17 protein-coding genes are annotated in these 16,526 nt (G+C 74.6%); 9 read left to right on the top strand and 8 right to left on the bottom strand.

Translation table 11 applies throughout. From position 1 onward, the window contains the following. Positions 1-8 precede the first annotated feature (8 nt). Positions 9-1,040: a 3-oxoacyl-ACP synthase III family protein gene (locus ACGFNU_RS20275; protein WP_392595641.1), complete on the bottom strand. Its 1,032-nt coding sequence runs from the start codon at positions 1,038-1,040 to the stop codon at positions 9-11. 209 nt (positions 1,041-1,249) lie between these two features. On the opposite strand from ACGFNU_RS20275, the gene ACGFNU_RS20270 reads away from it, so the two are divergent. The 3 genes from ACGFNU_RS20270 (at position 1,250) to ACGFNU_RS20260 (ending at position 4,900) form a co-directional block, all read left to right on the top strand. Beyond that, positions 1,250-2,314 (top strand): ACP S-malonyltransferase, encoded by a 1,065-nt coding sequence (locus ACGFNU_RS20270; protein WP_392595639.1) that lies wholly within the window; start codon positions 1,250-1,252, stop codon positions 2,312-2,314. Between the two features lie 70 nt (positions 2,315-2,384). Beyond that, complete coding sequence (locus ACGFNU_RS20265) at positions 2,385-4,193, top strand: acyl-CoA dehydrogenase (protein ID WP_392595637.1); 1,809 nt, start codon at positions 2,385-2,387, stop codon at positions 4,191-4,193. A gap of 131 nt (positions 4,194-4,324) precedes the next feature. Then, on the top strand, positions 4,325-4,900 hold the full coding sequence (locus tag ACGFNU_RS20260) for a TerD family protein (protein ID WP_392595635.1): 576 nt from the start codon (positions 4,325-4,327) through the stop codon (positions 4,898-4,900). Positions 4,901-4,955: 55 nt separating this feature from the next. On the opposite strand, the gene ACGFNU_RS20255 is transcribed toward ACGFNU_RS20260, so the two are convergent. Further along, the gene (locus tag ACGFNU_RS20255; RefSeq protein ID WP_392595633.1) at positions 4,956-6,113 is read right to left on the bottom strand and encodes an alpha/beta hydrolase; all 1,158 of its coding nucleotides are present in this window, start codon (positions 6,111-6,113) and stop codon (positions 4,956-4,958) included. Between the two features lie 11 nt (positions 6,114-6,124). Here ACGFNU_RS20255 and ACGFNU_RS20250 point away from each other — a divergent pair, with 11 nt between their 5' ends. After that, a complete protein-coding gene (locus ACGFNU_RS20250; RefSeq protein WP_392595631.1) occupies positions 6,125-6,772 on the top strand; it encodes a TetR/AcrR family transcriptional regulator in 648 nt (215 codons plus the stop codon). An 8-nt stretch (positions 6,773-6,780) separates the two neighbouring features. Here ACGFNU_RS20250 and ACGFNU_RS20245 read toward each other — a convergent pair whose 3' ends face one another. Next, entirely contained in the window at positions 6,781-7,212 is a 432-nt protein-coding gene (locus ACGFNU_RS20245) for a RidA family protein (protein WP_392595629.1), read from the bottom strand. Between the two features lie 31 nt (positions 7,213-7,243). Then, on the bottom strand, positions 7,244-8,977 hold the full coding sequence (locus ACGFNU_RS20240; protein WP_392595628.1) for a class I adenylate-forming enzyme family protein: 1,734 nt from the start codon (positions 8,975-8,977) through the stop codon (positions 7,244-7,246). 150 nt (positions 8,978-9,127) lie between these two features. Between ACGFNU_RS20240 and ACGFNU_RS20235 the strand changes: the two genes are divergently transcribed. The 3 genes from ACGFNU_RS20235 to ACGFNU_RS20225 all read left to right on the top strand — a co-directional run bounded on the left by ACGFNU_RS20235 (position 9,128) and on the right by ACGFNU_RS20225 (position 11,634). After that, complete coding sequence (locus ACGFNU_RS20235; protein WP_392595626.1) at positions 9,128-9,910, top strand: HAD-IIA family hydrolase; 783 nt, start codon at positions 9,128-9,130, stop codon at positions 9,908-9,910. Positions 9,911-10,149: 239 nt separating this feature from the next. Further along, the gene (locus tag ACGFNU_RS20230; protein WP_392595624.1) at positions 10,150-10,977 is read left to right on the top strand and encodes a DUF3152 domain-containing protein; all 828 of its coding nucleotides are present in this window, start codon (positions 10,150-10,152) and stop codon (positions 10,975-10,977) included. Positions 10,978-11,007: 30 nt separating this feature from the next. Continuing rightward, positions 11,008-11,634: a YigZ family protein gene (locus ACGFNU_RS20225; RefSeq protein ID WP_392595622.1), complete on the top strand. Its 627-nt coding sequence runs from the start codon at positions 11,008-11,010 to the stop codon at positions 11,632-11,634. A gap of 30 nt (positions 11,635-11,664) precedes the next feature. On the opposite strand, the gene ACGFNU_RS20220 is transcribed toward ACGFNU_RS20225, so the two are convergent. The 3 genes from ACGFNU_RS20220 to ACGFNU_RS20210 all read right to left on the bottom strand — a co-directional run bounded on the left by ACGFNU_RS20220 (position 11,665) and on the right by ACGFNU_RS20210 (position 13,839). After that, positions 11,665-12,594, bottom strand: coding sequence for a GlxA family transcriptional regulator (locus tag ACGFNU_RS20220; protein ID WP_392595620.1), 930 nt, complete (start codon positions 12,592-12,594; stop codon positions 11,665-11,667). A 7-nt stretch (positions 12,595-12,601) separates the two neighbouring features. Then, positions 12,602-13,210 (bottom strand): cysteine hydrolase family protein, encoded by a 609-nt coding sequence (locus ACGFNU_RS20215; protein ID WP_392595618.1) that lies wholly within the window; start codon positions 13,208-13,210, stop codon positions 12,602-12,604. Positions 13,211-13,308: 98 nt separating this feature from the next. Beyond that, positions 13,309-13,839: a CGNR zinc finger domain-containing protein gene (locus ACGFNU_RS20210; RefSeq protein ID WP_392595616.1), complete on the bottom strand. Its 531-nt coding sequence runs from the start codon at positions 13,837-13,839 to the stop codon at positions 13,309-13,311. A gap of 84 nt (positions 13,840-13,923) precedes the next feature. Between ACGFNU_RS20210 and ACGFNU_RS20205 the strand changes: the two genes are divergently transcribed. Both ACGFNU_RS20205 and ACGFNU_RS20200 read left to right on the top strand, forming a co-directional pair. After that, a complete protein-coding gene (locus ACGFNU_RS20205) occupies positions 13,924-14,841 on the top strand; it encodes a DMT family transporter (protein ID WP_392595614.1) in 918 nt (305 codons plus the stop codon). An 86-nt stretch (positions 14,842-14,927) separates the two neighbouring features. Continuing rightward, positions 14,928-15,641, top strand: a complete 714-nt coding sequence (locus tag ACGFNU_RS20200; RefSeq protein WP_392595613.1) for a 2OG-Fe(II) oxygenase — start codon at positions 14,928-14,930, stop codon at positions 15,639-15,641. Positions 15,642-15,670: 29 nt separating this feature from the next. On the opposite strand, the gene ACGFNU_RS20195 is transcribed toward ACGFNU_RS20200, so the two are convergent. After that, positions 15,671-16,522, bottom strand: a complete 852-nt coding sequence (locus ACGFNU_RS20195; RefSeq protein ID WP_392595611.1) for a hypothetical protein — start codon at positions 16,520-16,522, stop codon at positions 15,671-15,673. Between the last annotated feature and the right edge of the window lie 4 nt (positions 16,523-16,526).

Here is a 16,526-nt window from a genome sequence, read left to right as displayed (position 1 = left end):
GGTGCCGGCTATCGATTGTGTGTGCGGCGTGGCGGCCAGACGAGCAGGGTGTGCCCCCAGGTCAGGCCGGCGCCGAAGCCCGCGAGCAGCACCAGCTCGCCTTCGCCGATGCCGCGGGTGCGCACGGCGCGGTCCAGCGCGTACGGCAGGCTCGCAGCGCCGATGTTGCCGACGTCCTGCCCGGCGATGACCATCTGGTCGGGGGTGAGCCCGGCCTGGTCGGCCAGCGAGGCCACCAGCCGGGGGTTGGGCTGGTGCGGGACGACCAGCGCCAGGTCGCCGGGTTTGACGCCGGCGTCGTCGGTGGCCTCGCTGATCAGCCGGGGCAGGACGTCGACGATGAACGAGCGGACGGCACGGGCGTCCATGTGGATGGTGTGGCCCAGCGAGGCCAGCGTGCCGGGGCCGGCGGGCGCGCGGCTGCCGCCGGCGGGGATGAGCACGTCGCCGGCGCGGGTGCCGTCGGCGCCCATTCCCATGGAGGCGATCCCGTACGGCGGCGGCGCGGGCCCGATGACGGCGGCCGCGGCGCCGTCGCCGAACAGCGCGGCGGTCGCGCGGTCGCCGGTGTTGAGGAACCGGGAGTAGACCTCGACGCCGATGACCAGGGCGTAGGGGGGCTTGCCGCGCTGGGTGGCCAGCCAGCCCACGGCGGTCTGCAGCCCGTAGACGAACCCGGTGCAGGCGGCGGCGACGTCGAAGGCGGCGGCCTGCGCCGCGCCGAGCATGGCCTGCACGCGGCAGGCGGTGGAGGGGCCGAGCTCGTCGGGGGTGGAGGTGCCCAGCACGATGAGGCCGAGGTCGCCGGCGGCCAGCCCGGCGGCGTCCAGCGCCCGGCGGGCGGCGCGCTCGGCGAGGTCGGACGCGGCCTGCTCCGGGGCGGCGACGTGCCGGCGCCGGATGCCGGTGCGCCCCTCGATCCAGCCCGCCTCCAGGCCCATCGCCAGGGAGAGGTCCTCACTGGGAACCCGCTGGTCGGGAAGGTAGGACCCGGTGCCCGTGATCGCCCACCGATGCCGTACGGCCGGCCGCCCGTTCATGTGCACTCCCTTGCATCCGCCCGGTCAGACCGGTGGCTGTCGTACCCACGATCGGGCCCCGACCGTGCATACTGTCCACACGGACGGTTGTCAGGCCGATCCCTTGAGTGAATAATCGCATTTTGTGACTTTCAATCCATAACAACTACAAAGCGGTCTTCATCCAATAAGGAAAGTCGGCCCTTCCTTAGAGGTAAGGAGAACCCCGCGTGTCCTCCTCGTTCCCCGCCAGCTGGACGCAGGAATTCAAGCCGGACGACCTCTGCGCGTTCCTGTTCCCTGGCACCGGCTCCACGGGTGTGCCCGACCTGCAGGCGCTTTCGCGGACCGGCCCGGCGGCACCCCGCATCGTCACCGATGTCCTGGACGCGGTCCAGGAGGGTCTGCCCCGCACAGGTTGGCCATCGTTGCGAACGATCCTGCTGGAGGACCCGGGCGGCTACCGCGCCGCGGCCCGCCGGCAGGGTGTCGCCCAGCTCGCCGCCTACACCACCTCGGTCGCCGTCGACAGGGTGCTGCGCGCCGAGGGCGTGCCGCTCGGCTACGCGGTCGGCCAGAGCTTCGGCGAGATCGCCGCGCTGGTGTGCGCGGGCGCGTTCAGCATCAGCGACGGCGCCCGCATGGCCGTCAGCCTCGTGGACGTGCTGGCCCGGCGCGGCGCCGGCGGCGGCATGGGCCTGATGGAGGCGACCGAGGACGGCGCGCTGGCGTGCATCGAGGCCGCTGGCGTCCCCGAGGTCGTCGTCGCCTGCCTCAACGCTCCCGGCGTCACGGTCGTCAGCGGCCCCGAGGGCCCGCTGGAGATGGTGCTGGCGGCGGCGCAGGCCACCGGCGTCCGCGCCGTCCGCCTCGCCGTCCCCTACCTGTCGCACCATCCGGCGATGCGCGGCGCCGACGACGAGTGGTACGAGATGATCCGCTCGTTCCCGCAGCGCCCGCTGGAGGTCGCGGTGTACTCGCCGGTGCGCGGCCGCGCCTACCGCGACGACGACGATCTGCACCGCGCGCTCACCGACTGCATCGTCAAGCCGGTGCGGCTGCCGCAGACGCTGCGCGCCGTGCACGAGGCCGGCGCGACCGCGTTCGCCGAGGCCGGCGCCGGCAACGCGCTGTGCCAGTGCGCCCGCCTCACGCTGCCCGAGGTGCCCACGCTGGCGCCGCTGCGCGAGCGGCCGCGCTCGGCGGGGCAGCGCGGCTCGCAGGTGAGCAAGTCCGCGCCCGGCGTGCGGCCGGTGCCGCTGACCGGCGCGCTCGACCGCCCCCACCTCGAGTGACCCGTCCACCCGGCCGACCGTCCGCCTCGGACGACTTCTTGGACGACTTCGCCTCAGCAGGAGCGCCGCGATGGGAACCGCCCCCCAGCCCGATCCCGGCCTGTCGCGGCTGGTCCGCGGCGCCGGGCTGACCGCCAAGACCCGCGCCCGGCTGGAGGAGGCCGTCCCGGGCGAGTTCTTCGGCTACCCCGACGGGCTGACGGTCCAGGACCGGCACGCCCTCACCTACGAGCGGCTGCGGCGGGCGGGGCTGGCGGCGCCGCCGGCCCCCGAGCTGCTGGACGACCCGCCGGCGTTGTGCGCGCTGCTGGAACGCGCCGCGATCGCCGACCCCGGGCTCTTCCACGTGATGCTGCTGCACTACACCCTGGCCCTCGGCCCGATCCTGCTGTTCGGCTCCGAACAGCAGGGGCCGAGGGCGGCGCGCGACGCGCTGGAGTCGATGGAGTCGTTCGGCGCGCTGCTGATGACCGAGGTCGGGCGCAGCAACAGCCACCTGGCACCGCGCACCCTGGCGCGCTACGACGCGGCCACCCGCGAGTTCGTGCTGACCACGCCCGACGACCAGGCCGTGAAGTTCCCCACCAACACCGCCCACCCCGCCATCCCCAAGATCGCCGCGGTGTACGCGACGCTGGAGCACGACGGCGTCGAGCGCGGGGTGTTCGTGTTCGCGGTGCCGGTGCGCGGGCCCGGCGGCGCGGTGCCCGCCGGCGCCGAGATCGTGCCCGCGCCGGACACCACCGGCCTGATGGTCGACTACGCGGCGGTGCGGCTGTCGGGGCTGCGGGTGCCCTACGAGGCGTGGCTGCGCGACGGCGCCACGATCGGCGCGGGCGGGCAGTTCCACGACCCGGTGGGCGGCCCGGCCGCGCGGCTGACCCGGTCGATGAGCATCGGCCCGGCGGTGTGGCGCGCGGTGATCTCGATGGCGGCGGCGATCACGCGGGCGGCGGCGGGCATCCTGCACGCCCACGCCGCCGGCCGGGTCACGCTGGGGCGGCTGGCGCCGCTGCGGCCGCTGACCGACTACCGCAACGTGCGCGAGGCGGTGCTGGAGTCGCTGGCGTCGGCGTACGCGCTGACGGTGGTCGCCGCGCACGTCAAGGAACGCCGGGCCGGGGCGGCGCGGGCGGGCGGCCCGGCGACGGCGTGGGCGCCGTGGTCGGCGGTCGACCGCGACCTGGCGCTGCTGAAGGCCGCGACGACGATGGAGGCGCAGGAGACGGTGTCGCGGTGCCGGGTGCTGTCGGGCGCGCCGGGGTTCGCCGCGACCGACCGCCTCAACGGGTACCGCGGGCTGGCCCACGCCTACATGAACGCCGGCGGCGACAACGAGCTCATCCTGTTCGACACCGCCCGCGCGATGGCCGATCTCGACCGCTACGAGCCGCCGGCGGTGGACGGGGCGGTGCCCGACGGCGGTGACCTGTCGTCCCCGCGCGTGTGGGTGCACCTGGCCCGCGACTGCGAGCTGCGGCTGCAGCGGCGCCTGGCGGGCCGGATCGAGGCGGCGCGGGCGGCCGGGCACGACGGTTTCGAGTCGTGGAACGACAACCTGTCGCTGGCGGTGCGCACGGCGACGGCCTGTGCCGACCGCACGGTGCTGGAGATCCTGGCCGCCGCCTGCGAGCCGGAGGCCGTGTCGGGGTCGGGGCCGCTGCGGCCGTTGCTGGGGCTGCACGCCCTCGGCTGGCTGGAGCGCCGGGCCGGGGTGCTGCTGGACGAGGGCGTGGCCGAGCCGGGCCTGCTGGAACGGGTCGCCGAACGCCGCCGCGCCGTGTGCGACGCGCTGGCACCCGACGCGGCCGCGCTGGCCGCCGCGCTGGAGCTTCCGCCCGAGGTCACCGCCCCGACGGCGTTCGTCGACGCGAGGTGAGCCGAGAGTGAATCCTCGCCACGCCGTGTGCGAAACCGGCCAGGGAACCGCCGCCGGGTGGCTACCGTTCTACCATCAGGCCGTGCGGGCGGCAGAGGCCCGCACGGAACGTCTATATGGAGGTGCACGCAGTGGGAGTCAGTCTGAGCAAGGGCGGCAACGTCTCGCTGACCAAGGAGGCTCCTGGACTGACCGCGGTCGTGGTGGGTCTGGGCTGGGACGTGCGGACCACCACGGGGGGCGACTTCGACCTCGACGCCAGCGCGCTGCTGTGCTCGCCGGAGAGCAAGGTGCTGTCTGACAAGCACTTTGTGTTCTTCAACAACCTCAAGAGCCCCGACGGCGCCGTCGAGCACACCGGCGACAACCTCACCGGTGAGGGCGAGGGCGACGACGAGCAGATCAAGGTCAACCTGGCCACCGTCCCGGCCGAGGTGGCCAAGGTCGTGTTCCCGGTGTCGATCTACGACGCCGAGAACCGGCAGCAGAACTTCGGCCAGGTCCGCAACGCCTTCATCCGGGTCGTCAACCAGGCCGACAACAGCGAGATCGCGCGCTACGACCTGTCCGAGGACGCCTCCACCGAGACCGCCATGGTGTTCGGTGAGCTCTACCGCAACGGCGACGAGTGGAAGTTCCGCGCCGTCGGCCAGGGGTACGCCTCGGGCCTGGCGGGCATCGCGTCCGACTTCGGCGTGAACGTCTGACCGCGGGTTTTCCTGCGCTTCCCGAGGGCGTCCCGGCCGACCGGCCGGGGCGCCCTCACGCGTTCAGCAGGAGCGGGGCCAGGGGCAGGCGGGCGGCGCGTTCGGCGACCGGTGTGGTGGGACGGGCGGCCAGGCGGGCGGTGAGCCAGCCCCAGACGGCCAGGATGAGGGGCCGGAACCGTTCGGGTGCGCAGTGGGTGGCGCCGCGGACGAGCCAGACGGTGGTGGCGGGCCGCCCGGCCAGGCCGGTGGTGTCGCCGCGCGGGATGTACTGGTCGTCGGCGCCGTTGACGGCCAGCAGCGGCGCGCCGCCGCGCCGGTCCAGCAGCCCTTGGGCGCGCAGGGAGAACGCCAGGAGTTGCTCGGCGATGAGGGCGGGGGTGGGAAGCGCGTCCAGGTGCAGGGCGTTGCCGATGATGCCGGGCATGCCGTACGGCAGGTTCGCCACGTCGACGGGCTCGTCGGCGGCACCGGTCGGGCCGCCGAGGTCCACGGCGGCGTCGACCTCGCCGAGCAGGGCGAGCTTGGCAGCCCAGTGCCCGCCGAAGCTGAGGCCGAGGAAGCCGACGGGCAGCGCGTAGTCGGCGCGCAGCCGCCGCACCAGCCCGGTGAGGATCTGATCCGCGCGGGGGGTGAGCGGCACCTGCGACTCGCCGGTGCCGGGCATGTCGATCGCGGCGACCAGCAGCCCGGTGGCCAGGGCGGTGGTCACCGCGAGGCGGTGCAGGTCCATCTTCCAGGTGTCGACGCCGCCCGACAGGATCAGCACGCCGCGTGGCCGCCCGTAGGGCCGCCGCAGGAAGTGCACGGGGACGGCCGTGGTGCCGTCGGTGGTGCCGTCCCGGCTGCCGTCCGGGCTGCCGTCCGTGCAGGGCACATGGAAGATCTCCCGGCGGAACGCGGCGCGGAAGCGCGGCGCGGCGGCCAGGTAGCACTCCAGCTGCTGTTCGTAGGCGAACCGGCGGCCGGGCGTGGCCAGGGCGGGGAACCGGGCGGCGCCCCAGCACAGCGCGGACAGCAGCGGGTCGCCGTCGCGGTCGGCGCGCTCGGCGTGCCGCGCCCAGGCCGGCACCCAGCCGCCGGGGCCCATGCCCCACATGTCGTCGATCTCGTCGCGGGCGGCGGCGACCACGCGGGCGGGGATGCCGCAGGCGGTGAACTGCCGCGTCCGCTCAGCCAGGATCTCCTGCGGATCTGCGGGGAAGGTGAACATGTCCCTAGAATGTGAGTAATCCTCAGGGTCTGGCAACTCGCATTGGAGGCCTCATCTCCACACCCCGCAAAAGGCCGCGCCAGCAGCGTTCCCAGGAGACCTTCGACGCGATCCTGGAGGCGGCTGCTCAGCTTTTCGAGCGGCACGGGTACGCGGCCGCGACCACCAACCGGATCGCCGAGCGCGCCGGGGTGTCGATCGGGTCGCTCTACCAGTACTTCCCCAACAAGGACGCGCTGCTGTACGCGCTCGGGGAGCGGCACATGCTGCAGCTGGTGGACGCGCTGGGCGCGGTGTTCACGCGGCTGCGCGAGCAGGCGCCGCCGCTGGAGGAGACGGTGCGGACGCTGGTGGGGGCGCTGGCCGACCTGCACCGCACCGATCCGGTGACCCACCGGCTGCTGTACGACCAGGCGCCGCGCCCGCCGGAGGCCGCGGCGCAGCTGCGGAGTGTGCAGACGGCGATGGCGCGGGAGGTCGAGCATCATCTGCACCGGCTGGAGGTGGGCGGCCCGGACCGGGCGCTGACGGCGCTGCTGCTGGTGCAGGCCGCCGAGGCGCAGGTGCACGGCGCGCTGCTGGATCCCCCGGCGGGCCGGTCGGCCGAGGAGGTCGTCGAGGCGGTGGCGGTGCTGTGCCTGCGGGCCCTGCGGCCCTAGTCCCAGCCCTAGTCCCGGGCGGGGGCGATGGGGACGACGGCGAGGGCGTCGATCTCGACCAGGAGGTCGTCGCGGAACAGCCGTGACACCTCGACCAGGGTGCTGGCGGGCGCGAAGCCGGGCGGCACGATCTCGTCGCGGACGGCCCGCACGACCGCGACCTGCTCCGCGTCGCGCAGGTAGTAGCCGAGCTTGATGACGTGCCGCCAGTCGGCGTCGGCGGCGGCGAGCGCGGCGTGCAGGTTGGCCAGCACCTGCCGGGTCTGGACGGCCAGGTCGCCGGGGCCGACGAGGTTCCCGGCGGCGTCGAGGGCGACCTGGCCGCTGACGGCGACCAGGCGGCCGGGGACGTCGGCCGAGACCGCGTGGCTGTAGCCGGGCCCGGGCGCCAGGCCGGGCGGGGCGATCTTGCGGAGGCCGGTGGGGTCGGTGTCGCTCACGTCCGGCCACGTTACAGGTCGGCGTTACCGGTCAGCCGAGGAGCTCCTCGCGCAGGCGGGTCTTCAGGAGCTTGCCGCCGGGGTTGCGGGGCAGCTCGCCGTCGCGGAACCACACATGGGCGGGGATCTTGAACGCGGCGATGCGGGGTGCCAGGAACTCCTGGAGTTCGGCGGCGGTGAGCGTGGCGCCGGGCCGCAGGCACACCACGGCGCCGACCTCTTCGCCGAGGACGTCGTGGGGCACGCCGATGACGCCGCAGTCGGCGACGGAGGGGTGCTCGTAGAGGGCGGCCTCGACCTCGGCGCAGTAGATGTTCTCGCCGCCGCGGATGAGCATGTCCTTGGCGCGGTCGACGATGTAGACGAACCCGTCGGCGTCCAGGCGGGCCAGGTCGCCGCTGTGGAACCAGCCGCCCGGGTCGAAGGACTGCGCTGTCGCCTCCGGTTTGCCCCAGTAGCCCTTGATGACGTTGGGGCCCTTGATGAGCAGTTCGCCGACCTCGCCGGCGGGCAGTTCGGTGCCCGCGGGGTCGACGACCTTGACGTCGCAGACCGCGACGGGCGGGCCGACGCTGTCGGGCCGTTCCAGGTAGTTGAGCCCGGCGTTGTAGGTGGTGACCGAGGAGGTCTCGGTGAGGCCGTAGCCGTTGCCGGGCACCCGGTCGGGCAGGCGCTCCTTGATGGTGTCGACCAGGCTGGGCGCGGCGGGCGCGCCGCCGTAGCTGACGCCGGTGAGGCTGGAGGTGTCGTACTTGTCGAAGTCGGGATGGGTGAGGACCTGCCAGGCCATGGTGGGCACGCCGCCGAACCCGGTGACCTTCTCGCTCTCGATGAGGCGCAGCGCCCGTTCGGCGTCCCACTTGTACATCAGGACCACGGTGCCGCCCTGCAGCGCGCTGGTGACCAGGACCGAGTGGCAGCCGGTGGCGTGGAAGAACGGCACCGACAGCAGGGTGACGCGCGGCTGCGGCGCCAGCAGCTCTTCCAGGGTGCGGCCGGCGCGCACGCCGCCCGACAGCATGCCGTAGGCGAGGCTGACGGGGTTGGTGGCGATGTTGCGGTGGGTGCCGAGCGCGCCCTTGGACCGGCCGGTGGTGCCGGAGGTGTAGAAGATCGTGGCGTCGTCCTCGGGGTCGAGCGCGACGTCGGGCAGTGCCGCATCGGCGCCGGCATCGGTGGCGGGTGTGTCGTCGAACGGTTCGGTGCCGGCGGGCGGCGTCCCGCCGGCGCGGACGACGAGGGCGGCGGCCAGGTCCAGGCCGGGGAGCGCGCCGGCGAGGCGTTCGGCGCGTTCGAGGTCGGCGATCAGGAGCCGGGCGCCGCTGTCGCGCAGCGCGTACTCCAGCTCGGCGGCGGTCCACCAGGCGTTGAGGGGGACGACGACGGCGCCGGCGACCGCGGCGGCCCAGAACGCCACCGACCATTCGGGGTAGTTGCGCATCGCGATGGCGACCCGGTCGCCCTTGCGTATCCCGTACCGGTCCACGAGGCGGTGCGCGAACGCCGCGACGCGCGCGTAGTGCCCGGCGAACGACAGCCGCTCGTCCTCGTACACCAGGAACGGCTTGTCGCCGTGGCCGCGCGACATCTCCAGGATGTCGCGCAGGGTGCCCGGGGCGTGCTTCCACACGCGGGTGGGGACACCGCGCACGTCGACCTCGTCCATCTCGAACAGCTGCCCGGGCGCGGTCATCGCCGCCCGGACCTCCCGGATGCCGGGGACGCCGGGCGAGTCGGAACCGTGCGTGTCGGGAGCGCTGGGCATGCCTACCTCCGCGGGGACCGGCGGCGCCGCCGCGCTCCCTGGCCGAACACGGTTCGGTGCGCCTGTCGTCGTGAATCTATGGTCCGGGCGCGGGCGGGGTCAATCATCGGGGCGGATCCACCAGTGACATCCACCTGCGACAATGTGCGCATGAGCGAGCGCAGGCCGATCGAGTTCTGGCTGTCGGACATGGACGGGGTGCTGGTGCACGAGGGCCGGCCGGTGCCGGGCGCGGACGAGTTCATCGGCCGCCTCTCGGCGTCGGGCCGGCCGTTCCTGGTGCTGACCAACAACTCCATCTACACCCCCCGCGACCTGTCGGCGCGGCTGGCCGCGCTGGGCCTGGTGGTGCCGGCCGAGTTCATCTGGACCTCAGCGCTGGCGACCGCGCGGTTCCTGGCCGACCAGCGGCCGGAGGGGTCGGCGTACGTGATCGGCGAGGCGGGGCTGACCACCGCGCTGCACGAGGTGGGGTACGTGCTGACCGACCTCGATCCCGAGTACGTGGTGCTGGGCGAGACCCGCACCTACAGCTTCTCGCAGCTGACCAAGGCGATCCGGCTGATCGAGAACGGCGCGCGGTTCATCGCGACCAATCCCGACCCGATCGGGCCGTCGCCGGAGGGGTCGCTGCCGGCGTGCGGCGCGGTCGCCGCGATGATCACCAAGGCGACGGGGGTGGACCCCTACTTCGTCGGCAAGCCCAACCCGCTGATGATGCGGACCGCGCTGAACGTGGTCGGCGGGCACAGCGAGCGCACCGCGATGATCGGCGACCGGATGGACACCGACGTCGTGGCGGGCGTGGAGGCGGGCCTGCAGACGATCCTGGTGCTGAGCGGGGTGACGCGCAAGGAGGAGGTCGAGCGGTTCCCGTTCCGGCCGTCGCGGGTGGTGCCGTCGATCGCCGACGTCCTCGACCTGATCGACTGACCCGCCCGCCTGACCCGCCCGCCTGACCACCGCCCCGATCCGGTCCGGCGGCTTTATCTGTGTTCGTCCCGCTTCGCCCCGGGGCTCGCCGGGTGAACATGGCGGCGCTGTGATCGCCGCGCCCACTACGATGCCGCCTAGATCAACGATCATCGGGGGCGGGCGGAATGAACGGCAGGCGCGGCGCGGTGTCCGGCGGGCGGGGCTGACCAGGGCTCATGCACAATCTCAAGGAACCCGTGGCCCCGGCGCCGGCGGCGCGCCGCCGGCGGCAGGACCGGCGCCGCGGACGCGGGTGGGCGGTGGCGTTCGGCGCCGCGCTGGTGATCGCGGCGGGAGCCGGCGCCGCCGTGTGGGTGGCGGCCCCCGGCGACTCGGGCGGCACGGCGCGGACGCCGCAGCGCGGCACGGGCGCGGACGCCGCGCCGGTGACGCCCGCGGCGCCGGGCAGCAGGCGGACGACGGCGCCGCCCGGCACCGGGCGCCAGGGGCCGGTGGTGAACGGGCGGCGGCAGCCGGTCCGGACGCGGGTGCCGCGGTCGGCGGGCGGCCGGTACGCCGTGGTGCCCGGCACGGCGGCGGCGCCCGCCGGGCGGCGCGGCACCGTGGTGAAGTACATGGTCGAGGTCGAGCGGGGCCTGCCGTTCCGCGGCGCGCAGTTCGCCGCCGAGGTGCACCGGATCCTCAACGACCGGCGCAGCTGGGGGCGGGGCCGCACGATGCGGTTCGTGCGGGTGAGCCGGGGGACGGTGCGGTTCCGCGTGTCGTTGTCGAGCCCGGCGCTGGTGGACCGGATGTGCGCGCCGCTGGTGACCGGCGGGGAGCTGTCGTGCGGGCGCGGCGGCAGGTCGGTGCTGAACGCGCTGCGCTGGGGCACCGGCGCCGCGTCCTACGGCCGGGATCTGGCGACCTACCGCGAGTACCTGGTCAACCATGAGGTGGGGCATCTGCTGGGGCACCAGCATGAGCAGTGCCCGGGGCCGGGGCGCCGGGCGCCGGTGATGGTGCAGCAGACCAAGTCGCTGTACGGGTGCCGCCCCAACGCCTGGCCCTTTCCCAAGGGCTGAGCCGCGCCGGGCCGTAGACTCGGGTCTCCCATGCGCATGATCAGGAACGCGGGCTCGGCCGAGCTGGAGATCCGCAAGTCGAGGTTCGTCTGCACGCTGGCGCGGGTGCGCTCGGAGCAGGCGGCGGTGGAGTTCCTGGCCGGACATCGCCGGGCGCACCGGGACGCCACGCACAACTGCACCGCCTACGTGCTGGGTGAACGCGGTGAGATCACCAAGAGCAGCGATGACGGGGAGCCGGCGGGGACCGCGGGCGTCCCGATGCTGGAGGTGCTGGTGCGGCGCGGGCTGACCGACACCGCGGCGGTGGTGACGCGGTATTTCGGCGGGGTGAAGCTGGGCGCGGGCGGGCTGGTGCGCGCGTACGGGCAGGCGGTCGCGGCGGCGGTGGACGCGGTCGGGGTGGTGGAGCTGCGGCCGGTGGTGACGGTGACGGTGCGGGTGGACCACGCGCTGGCGGGCCGGTTCCTGGGGGATCTGCACGGCAGCGGCCGGCAGCCGGGCGATGTGCGCTATGGGGACGGCGTGGAGGCCGACGTGGCGGTGCCGGTGGAGGAGCTGGCGGTTTTCGAGGCGTGGGCGGCGGAGGTCACCGCGGGCCGCGCCCGGGTGACACGCGGCGCCACCGGCCATATCGAGGTGCCGGTGACCGGCTGACCGCCGCTCGCCGCGTCAGGTGGCGGGTCGTCAGACGGCGGTGTCGGTGGCGCGGGAGCGCAGGCGGCGCAGCATGCGGGCGTCCTGGAAGCCGACGGCGCGGGCGGCGGCCTCGGCGGTGGCGCCCTGTCCGATGAGGTGACCGGCGTGTTCCAGGCGCAGCAACTGCTGGTAGCGCAGCGGGGTGAGGCCGGTGGCGGCGCCGAACAGGCGGGTGAGGGTGCGTTCGCTGACGCCGCCGGCGGCGGCGAGCGCGGCCAAGGGCAGCGGTTCGGCGAAGCGGGCGTCGATGAGGTCCTGGACGCGGTGGACGGCGTCGCTGAGGTGGGAGCGGTGCCGCAGCATGGCGCCGATCTGCTGGTCGTCGCCGTTGCGGCGGGCGTAGACGACCATGGCGCGGGCGACGCGGGCGGCGGCGCCGGGCCCGTGCCGGGCGGCGACCAGGTGCAGGGCCAGGTCGATGCCGCTGGCGATGCCGGCGGAGGTGACGACGCGTCCGTCGGTCACGTGCAGGACGTCGCGGACGACGGCGGCGCGCGGGTGGCGGCGGGCCAGCTCGTCCTGGAGTTCGTGGTGGGTGGTGCAGCGGCGGCCGTCCAGCAGCCCGGCGGCGGCGAGCGCGAACGCCCCGGCGCAGACGCTGGCGACGGTGCCGCCGCTCTGGTGGTGGGCGGACAGGCGGCGGGCGGTGGCGGCGCCGACGCGGCCCCAGCCGGGCTCGCCGGTGCCCCACCGCCAGCCGGGGACCATGACGACGTCGCCGGGCCCGAGCTCGGGCCAGGTGGTGGCGGCCCGTACCGGCAGGCCTTGCGCGGTGGGGACGTCGTCCTGCTCGGCGACGTACCGCAGCCGGTAGGGCGCGCCGTCCAGGGTGGTGGCGGCGGTGGAGAAGACCTGGGCGGGCCCGGCCAGGTCCAGCAGGTGCAGCCCGGGGACGAGCAGGAAGACGATCTGGGTCACGATCCGGTCAGCCTACCGCGGTCTCAGCCGACGCCCCGCCCGTGAGCTGTTCCAGGGTGGCGATGGTGGCGAACCGGCCGGCGAGGGCGTATTCGGTGCGGGCGATGACGTCGGCGGTGGGCAGGGTGCGGGGGTCGGCGAGCAGGTCGGCCGCGGTCGCGTGGGCGGGGGCGTCGCGGTGGGCGATGGGGAAGGTGGCGGTGGCGTCGGTGACGAAGGTGACGGTGTAGCCGAGGTCGGCGGCCAGGCGGGCGGTGGTCTCGCAGCACTGCTCGGTCTGGATGCCGCAGACGACCACGTCGGTGACGCCCGCGGCGGTGAGGAGCTGCTGCAGGTTGGTGGTGGTGAAGGCGTTGCGGCTGGTCTTGGTGATGACGGGCTCGCCGGGGCGCGGCTCCAGCCCGTCCATGAGGCGGACGTGACCGAGTTCGGGGTCGAAGACGCCGCCGGAGCCGGGTTCGGCGTGCAGCACCCACACCACCAGCTCGGCGCGGGCGCGGGCGGCGTCGACCAGCCGCCCGGCCCGCTCGGCGATGTCGGGTGCGGAGATCGCCTGCCAGCTGGGCCGGCGGCGGAAGGACTCTTGGACGTCGATGACGAGGAGTGCGGTGCGCATGTGTCGATCCTGGCGGCGCCGGGCCGCCCGGGACAGACACGATCAGGCCTCCCACCGGAACGATCCGGTCACCTGGGCCGGGCGTGGGCGCGGCGGGATCAGGGGGCGGTGCGGTGGCGGGCGCGGAACGCGGCGGCCTTGGCGCGGTTGCCGCATTCGCGCATGTCGCACCAGCGGCGCGTGCGGCGGCGTGAGGTGTCCAGGTAGAGGCGGGTGCACTGGCCGGCCTCGCATTCCCTGACGTCGCGGGCGTCGGGGCCGCCGAGGAGCTCGACGGCGCCGCGGGCGAGGGTGGCCAGCGCGGCGTCCAGGCCGCCGGTGCGTTCGACGGTGCCGCCGGCGGTGAGGCGGACGGTGACGGGCGCGCCGGCGGCGTGCCGGTTGACCAGGTCGCGGTCGGTGCCGGTGCCGGTGCCGGCGGCGAGCCGGTAGATGGCCTCACGCAGCTCCACGGCGGCGTCGAAGCCGGTGGTGCCGGCCGGGGGCGCGCTGGTGAGCAGGCCCGCCTCCACCGTCCAGCGCGCGAGGTCGGCGGGGGTGGTGAGCAGGTCGATGAACTCGTCGCGCCGGTGCTGGACGGTGCCGGCGAAGTCGAGCGCGGGGTCGCCGCTGACGAACGTGAAGCCCATCCCCTCAGCATAACCGCCTTGACAGGTTATTGGCTCGGTCACCAGACTGATAACCGTTCTAGCCGGTTATCGAGGGGTGGGGTCATGGCGGTCCGGATCGAACGGGAGGCTCCTCCTTCCATGCCCGCGCCGGTCGACGCGGCGCCGGCTCGAGCGGGGCGGGGCGCGGCGGCGATGCCGCCGGTGTTCGTGGTCCTGTGGAGCAGCGCGTTCATCGCCGGGGCGGTCGGCGTGGGCGCGGCGCCGCCGCTGCTGCTGACGTTCGCGCGGTTCGCGCTGGCGGGGGTGCTGCTGGCGGGCCTGGCGGTCGCGCTGCGGGCGCCGTGGCCGCGCGGGCGGCGACTGGGGCACATCGCGGTGACGGGGTTGCTGATCCAGGCGGTGCAGTTCGGCGCGCTCTACAGCGCGATGGGGCTGGGGCTGCCGGCCGGGGTGGTGGCGCTGGTGCAGGGCCTGAACCCGGTGGTGATCGCGTTGCTGGCGGCGTCGGCGCTGGGGGAGCGGGTGACGGCCCGGCAGTGGGCGGGGTTCGGGCTGGGCGCGGCGGGGGTGGTGCTGGCGGTCGCCGACCGGGTGGCGTTCTCGGCGCTGGGCGTGGTGCTGTGCGTGGCGGGGCTGCTGGGGCTCAGCGTGGGCACGCTGTATCAGAAGCGGTTCGTGGCGGACATGAACGTGTTCTCGGGGACGGCGGTGCAATTCCTGGTGGCGGCGCCGGTGATCGGGGCGTCGTCGCTGCTGTGGGAGACGCCGCGGGTGACGCACTGGCCGGCGTTCGGCGCGGCGCTGGCGTGGATCGTGCTGGTGAACTCGGTCGGGGTGTTCCTGCTGCTGAACACGATGCTGCGGCGGTCGTCGGCGAGCCGCGTCAGCACGCTGTTCTTCCTGACCCCTTCGGTGACGGCGCTGCTGGCGTGGGTCACCATCGGCGAGTCCCTGGCCCCGCTGACGGTCGCGGGGCTGGTGCTGGGCGGCGCGGGCGTGCTGCTGGCCAACCGGGGCTGACGCGTCCGGGCCCCGGCTCCGGCGCAACCGCCGCGGGGCCGGCGGGGTTCTTCGGAGGAACACCTCCGGCAGGAAGGACCCTTGTGATGTCTGTGCAGCAGACGGCTCCGGTGGACGGCGTGGTGGACTGGGCGCGGGCGGAGGAGGATCTGGACCGTGCCGGGTTCGCGCTCACGCCGCCGCTGCTGAGCCCGGACGAGTGCGCGGACCTGATCGGCATGTACGGCGCGGGCGGGGTGTTCCGCAGCACGGTGGTGATGGCGCGGCATTCCTTCGGCGAGGGCGAGTACCGGTACTTCGGGAACCCGCTGCCGCCGCTGGTGCGGGAGTTGCGGACGCGGCTGTATCCGCCGCTGGCGCGCGTCGCCAACCGGTGGGCCGGGCGGCTGGGCGAGGAACCCTACCCCGGTGACCTGGACGGGCTGCTGGAGGCGTGCGCGGCGGCGGGCCAGCACCGGCCGACGCCGCTGCTGCTGCGGTACGGGCCGGGCGGCTACAACTGCCTGCACCAGGACGTGTACGGCGATCTGACGTTCCCGCTCCAGGTGGCGATCATGCTGAGCACGCCGGATCGGGACTTCACCGGCGGTGAGAGCGTGTTCGTGGAGCAGCGGCCGCGGGCGCAGTCCCGCCCGATCGTGGCGCGGCCGGGCCTGGGCCAGGGTGTGATCTTCCCGGTGCGGCACCGGCCGGTGCCGTCGGCCCGCGGTTTCAAGCGGGTGGCGATGCGGCACGGGGTGAGCGAGGTGCTGTCGGGCGACCGGCACGTGCTGGGCGTCATCTTCCACAACGCCCGCTGACACGGGCCACGGCGCGTCTCCGCCCCGGTTCAGGTTTCGCGGATCGGGGGCAGCGCCATGGCGTTGGGGAACGGGATGGCGCCGCCGGAGTCGACGATGTGGTGGGACAGGGGCCGCAGGCAGGCGGTGAGCCGCCGGGTGGCGCCGGGCCCGAGCGTGTCGAGGGCGGGTGCGGCGAGCCGGTCGGTGTCGTCCTCGATGGCGGCGCGGGCGGCGCGTCCCTGTCCGGTCAGGGCGCCGTCGCCGGTCAGCCAGCCGCGCGCGGCCAGGCGCCGGGTGGCGTCGTCCCATTCCTGTTCGGTCCAGCCGCGCTGCTCGCGCTGCTCGGGGGCGGAGGTGCCGGCCGCGACGGAGACGCGGTTGGCCTCGCAGCCGTCGAGCCCGCCGGTCAGCAGCGCCGCGATGTGCCCGTCGCCGCGGTATTCGCGCAGGACGCTGGCCGCCCACCACAGCGCCAGGTGCGGTTCGCGGGGGACGGGCAGCGCGGCGTGCGCGGCGGCGAGGGGGCGGCCCTGCGGCGGGCACGCGGCGGCGGCCGCGACGGCGAGGCCGGCGGCCTCGGCGACTTCGGGAGTGGTGATGAGGTCGCCGAGCAGGCGCCGCAGGGTGTGGTCGGCCGCTTCCAGCCGCGCGTCCAGGACCTTGCCGGGCGGGCAGAACCGCCAGGCGTCGGGGATCGCCCGCTCGACGCGGCGGGGCGCGAAGTTGTAGAAGGTGGCGGTGACCACGCCGGGCCCGGGCGCGCCCAGCGGCGCCGACCGGGAGGCGAAGTAGCCCATCCAGTAGCCCTTGAGCCCGGCGGCCTTGTAGGCGGCCGCCGCCTCGTCGGAGAAGTAGATCGGCGCGTGGTACGCCTCGAGCAACCGCCAGACCTCGTCCATCGCG

The sequence above is a fragment of the Spirillospora sp. NPDC048911 genome, from assembly GCF_043198015.1.
In the GTDB taxonomy this organism is placed as follows: domain Bacteria; phylum Actinomycetota; class Actinomycetes; order Streptosporangiales; family Streptosporangiaceae; genus Spirillospora.
This window is presented reverse-complemented; position numbering and strand designations above follow the sequence as displayed.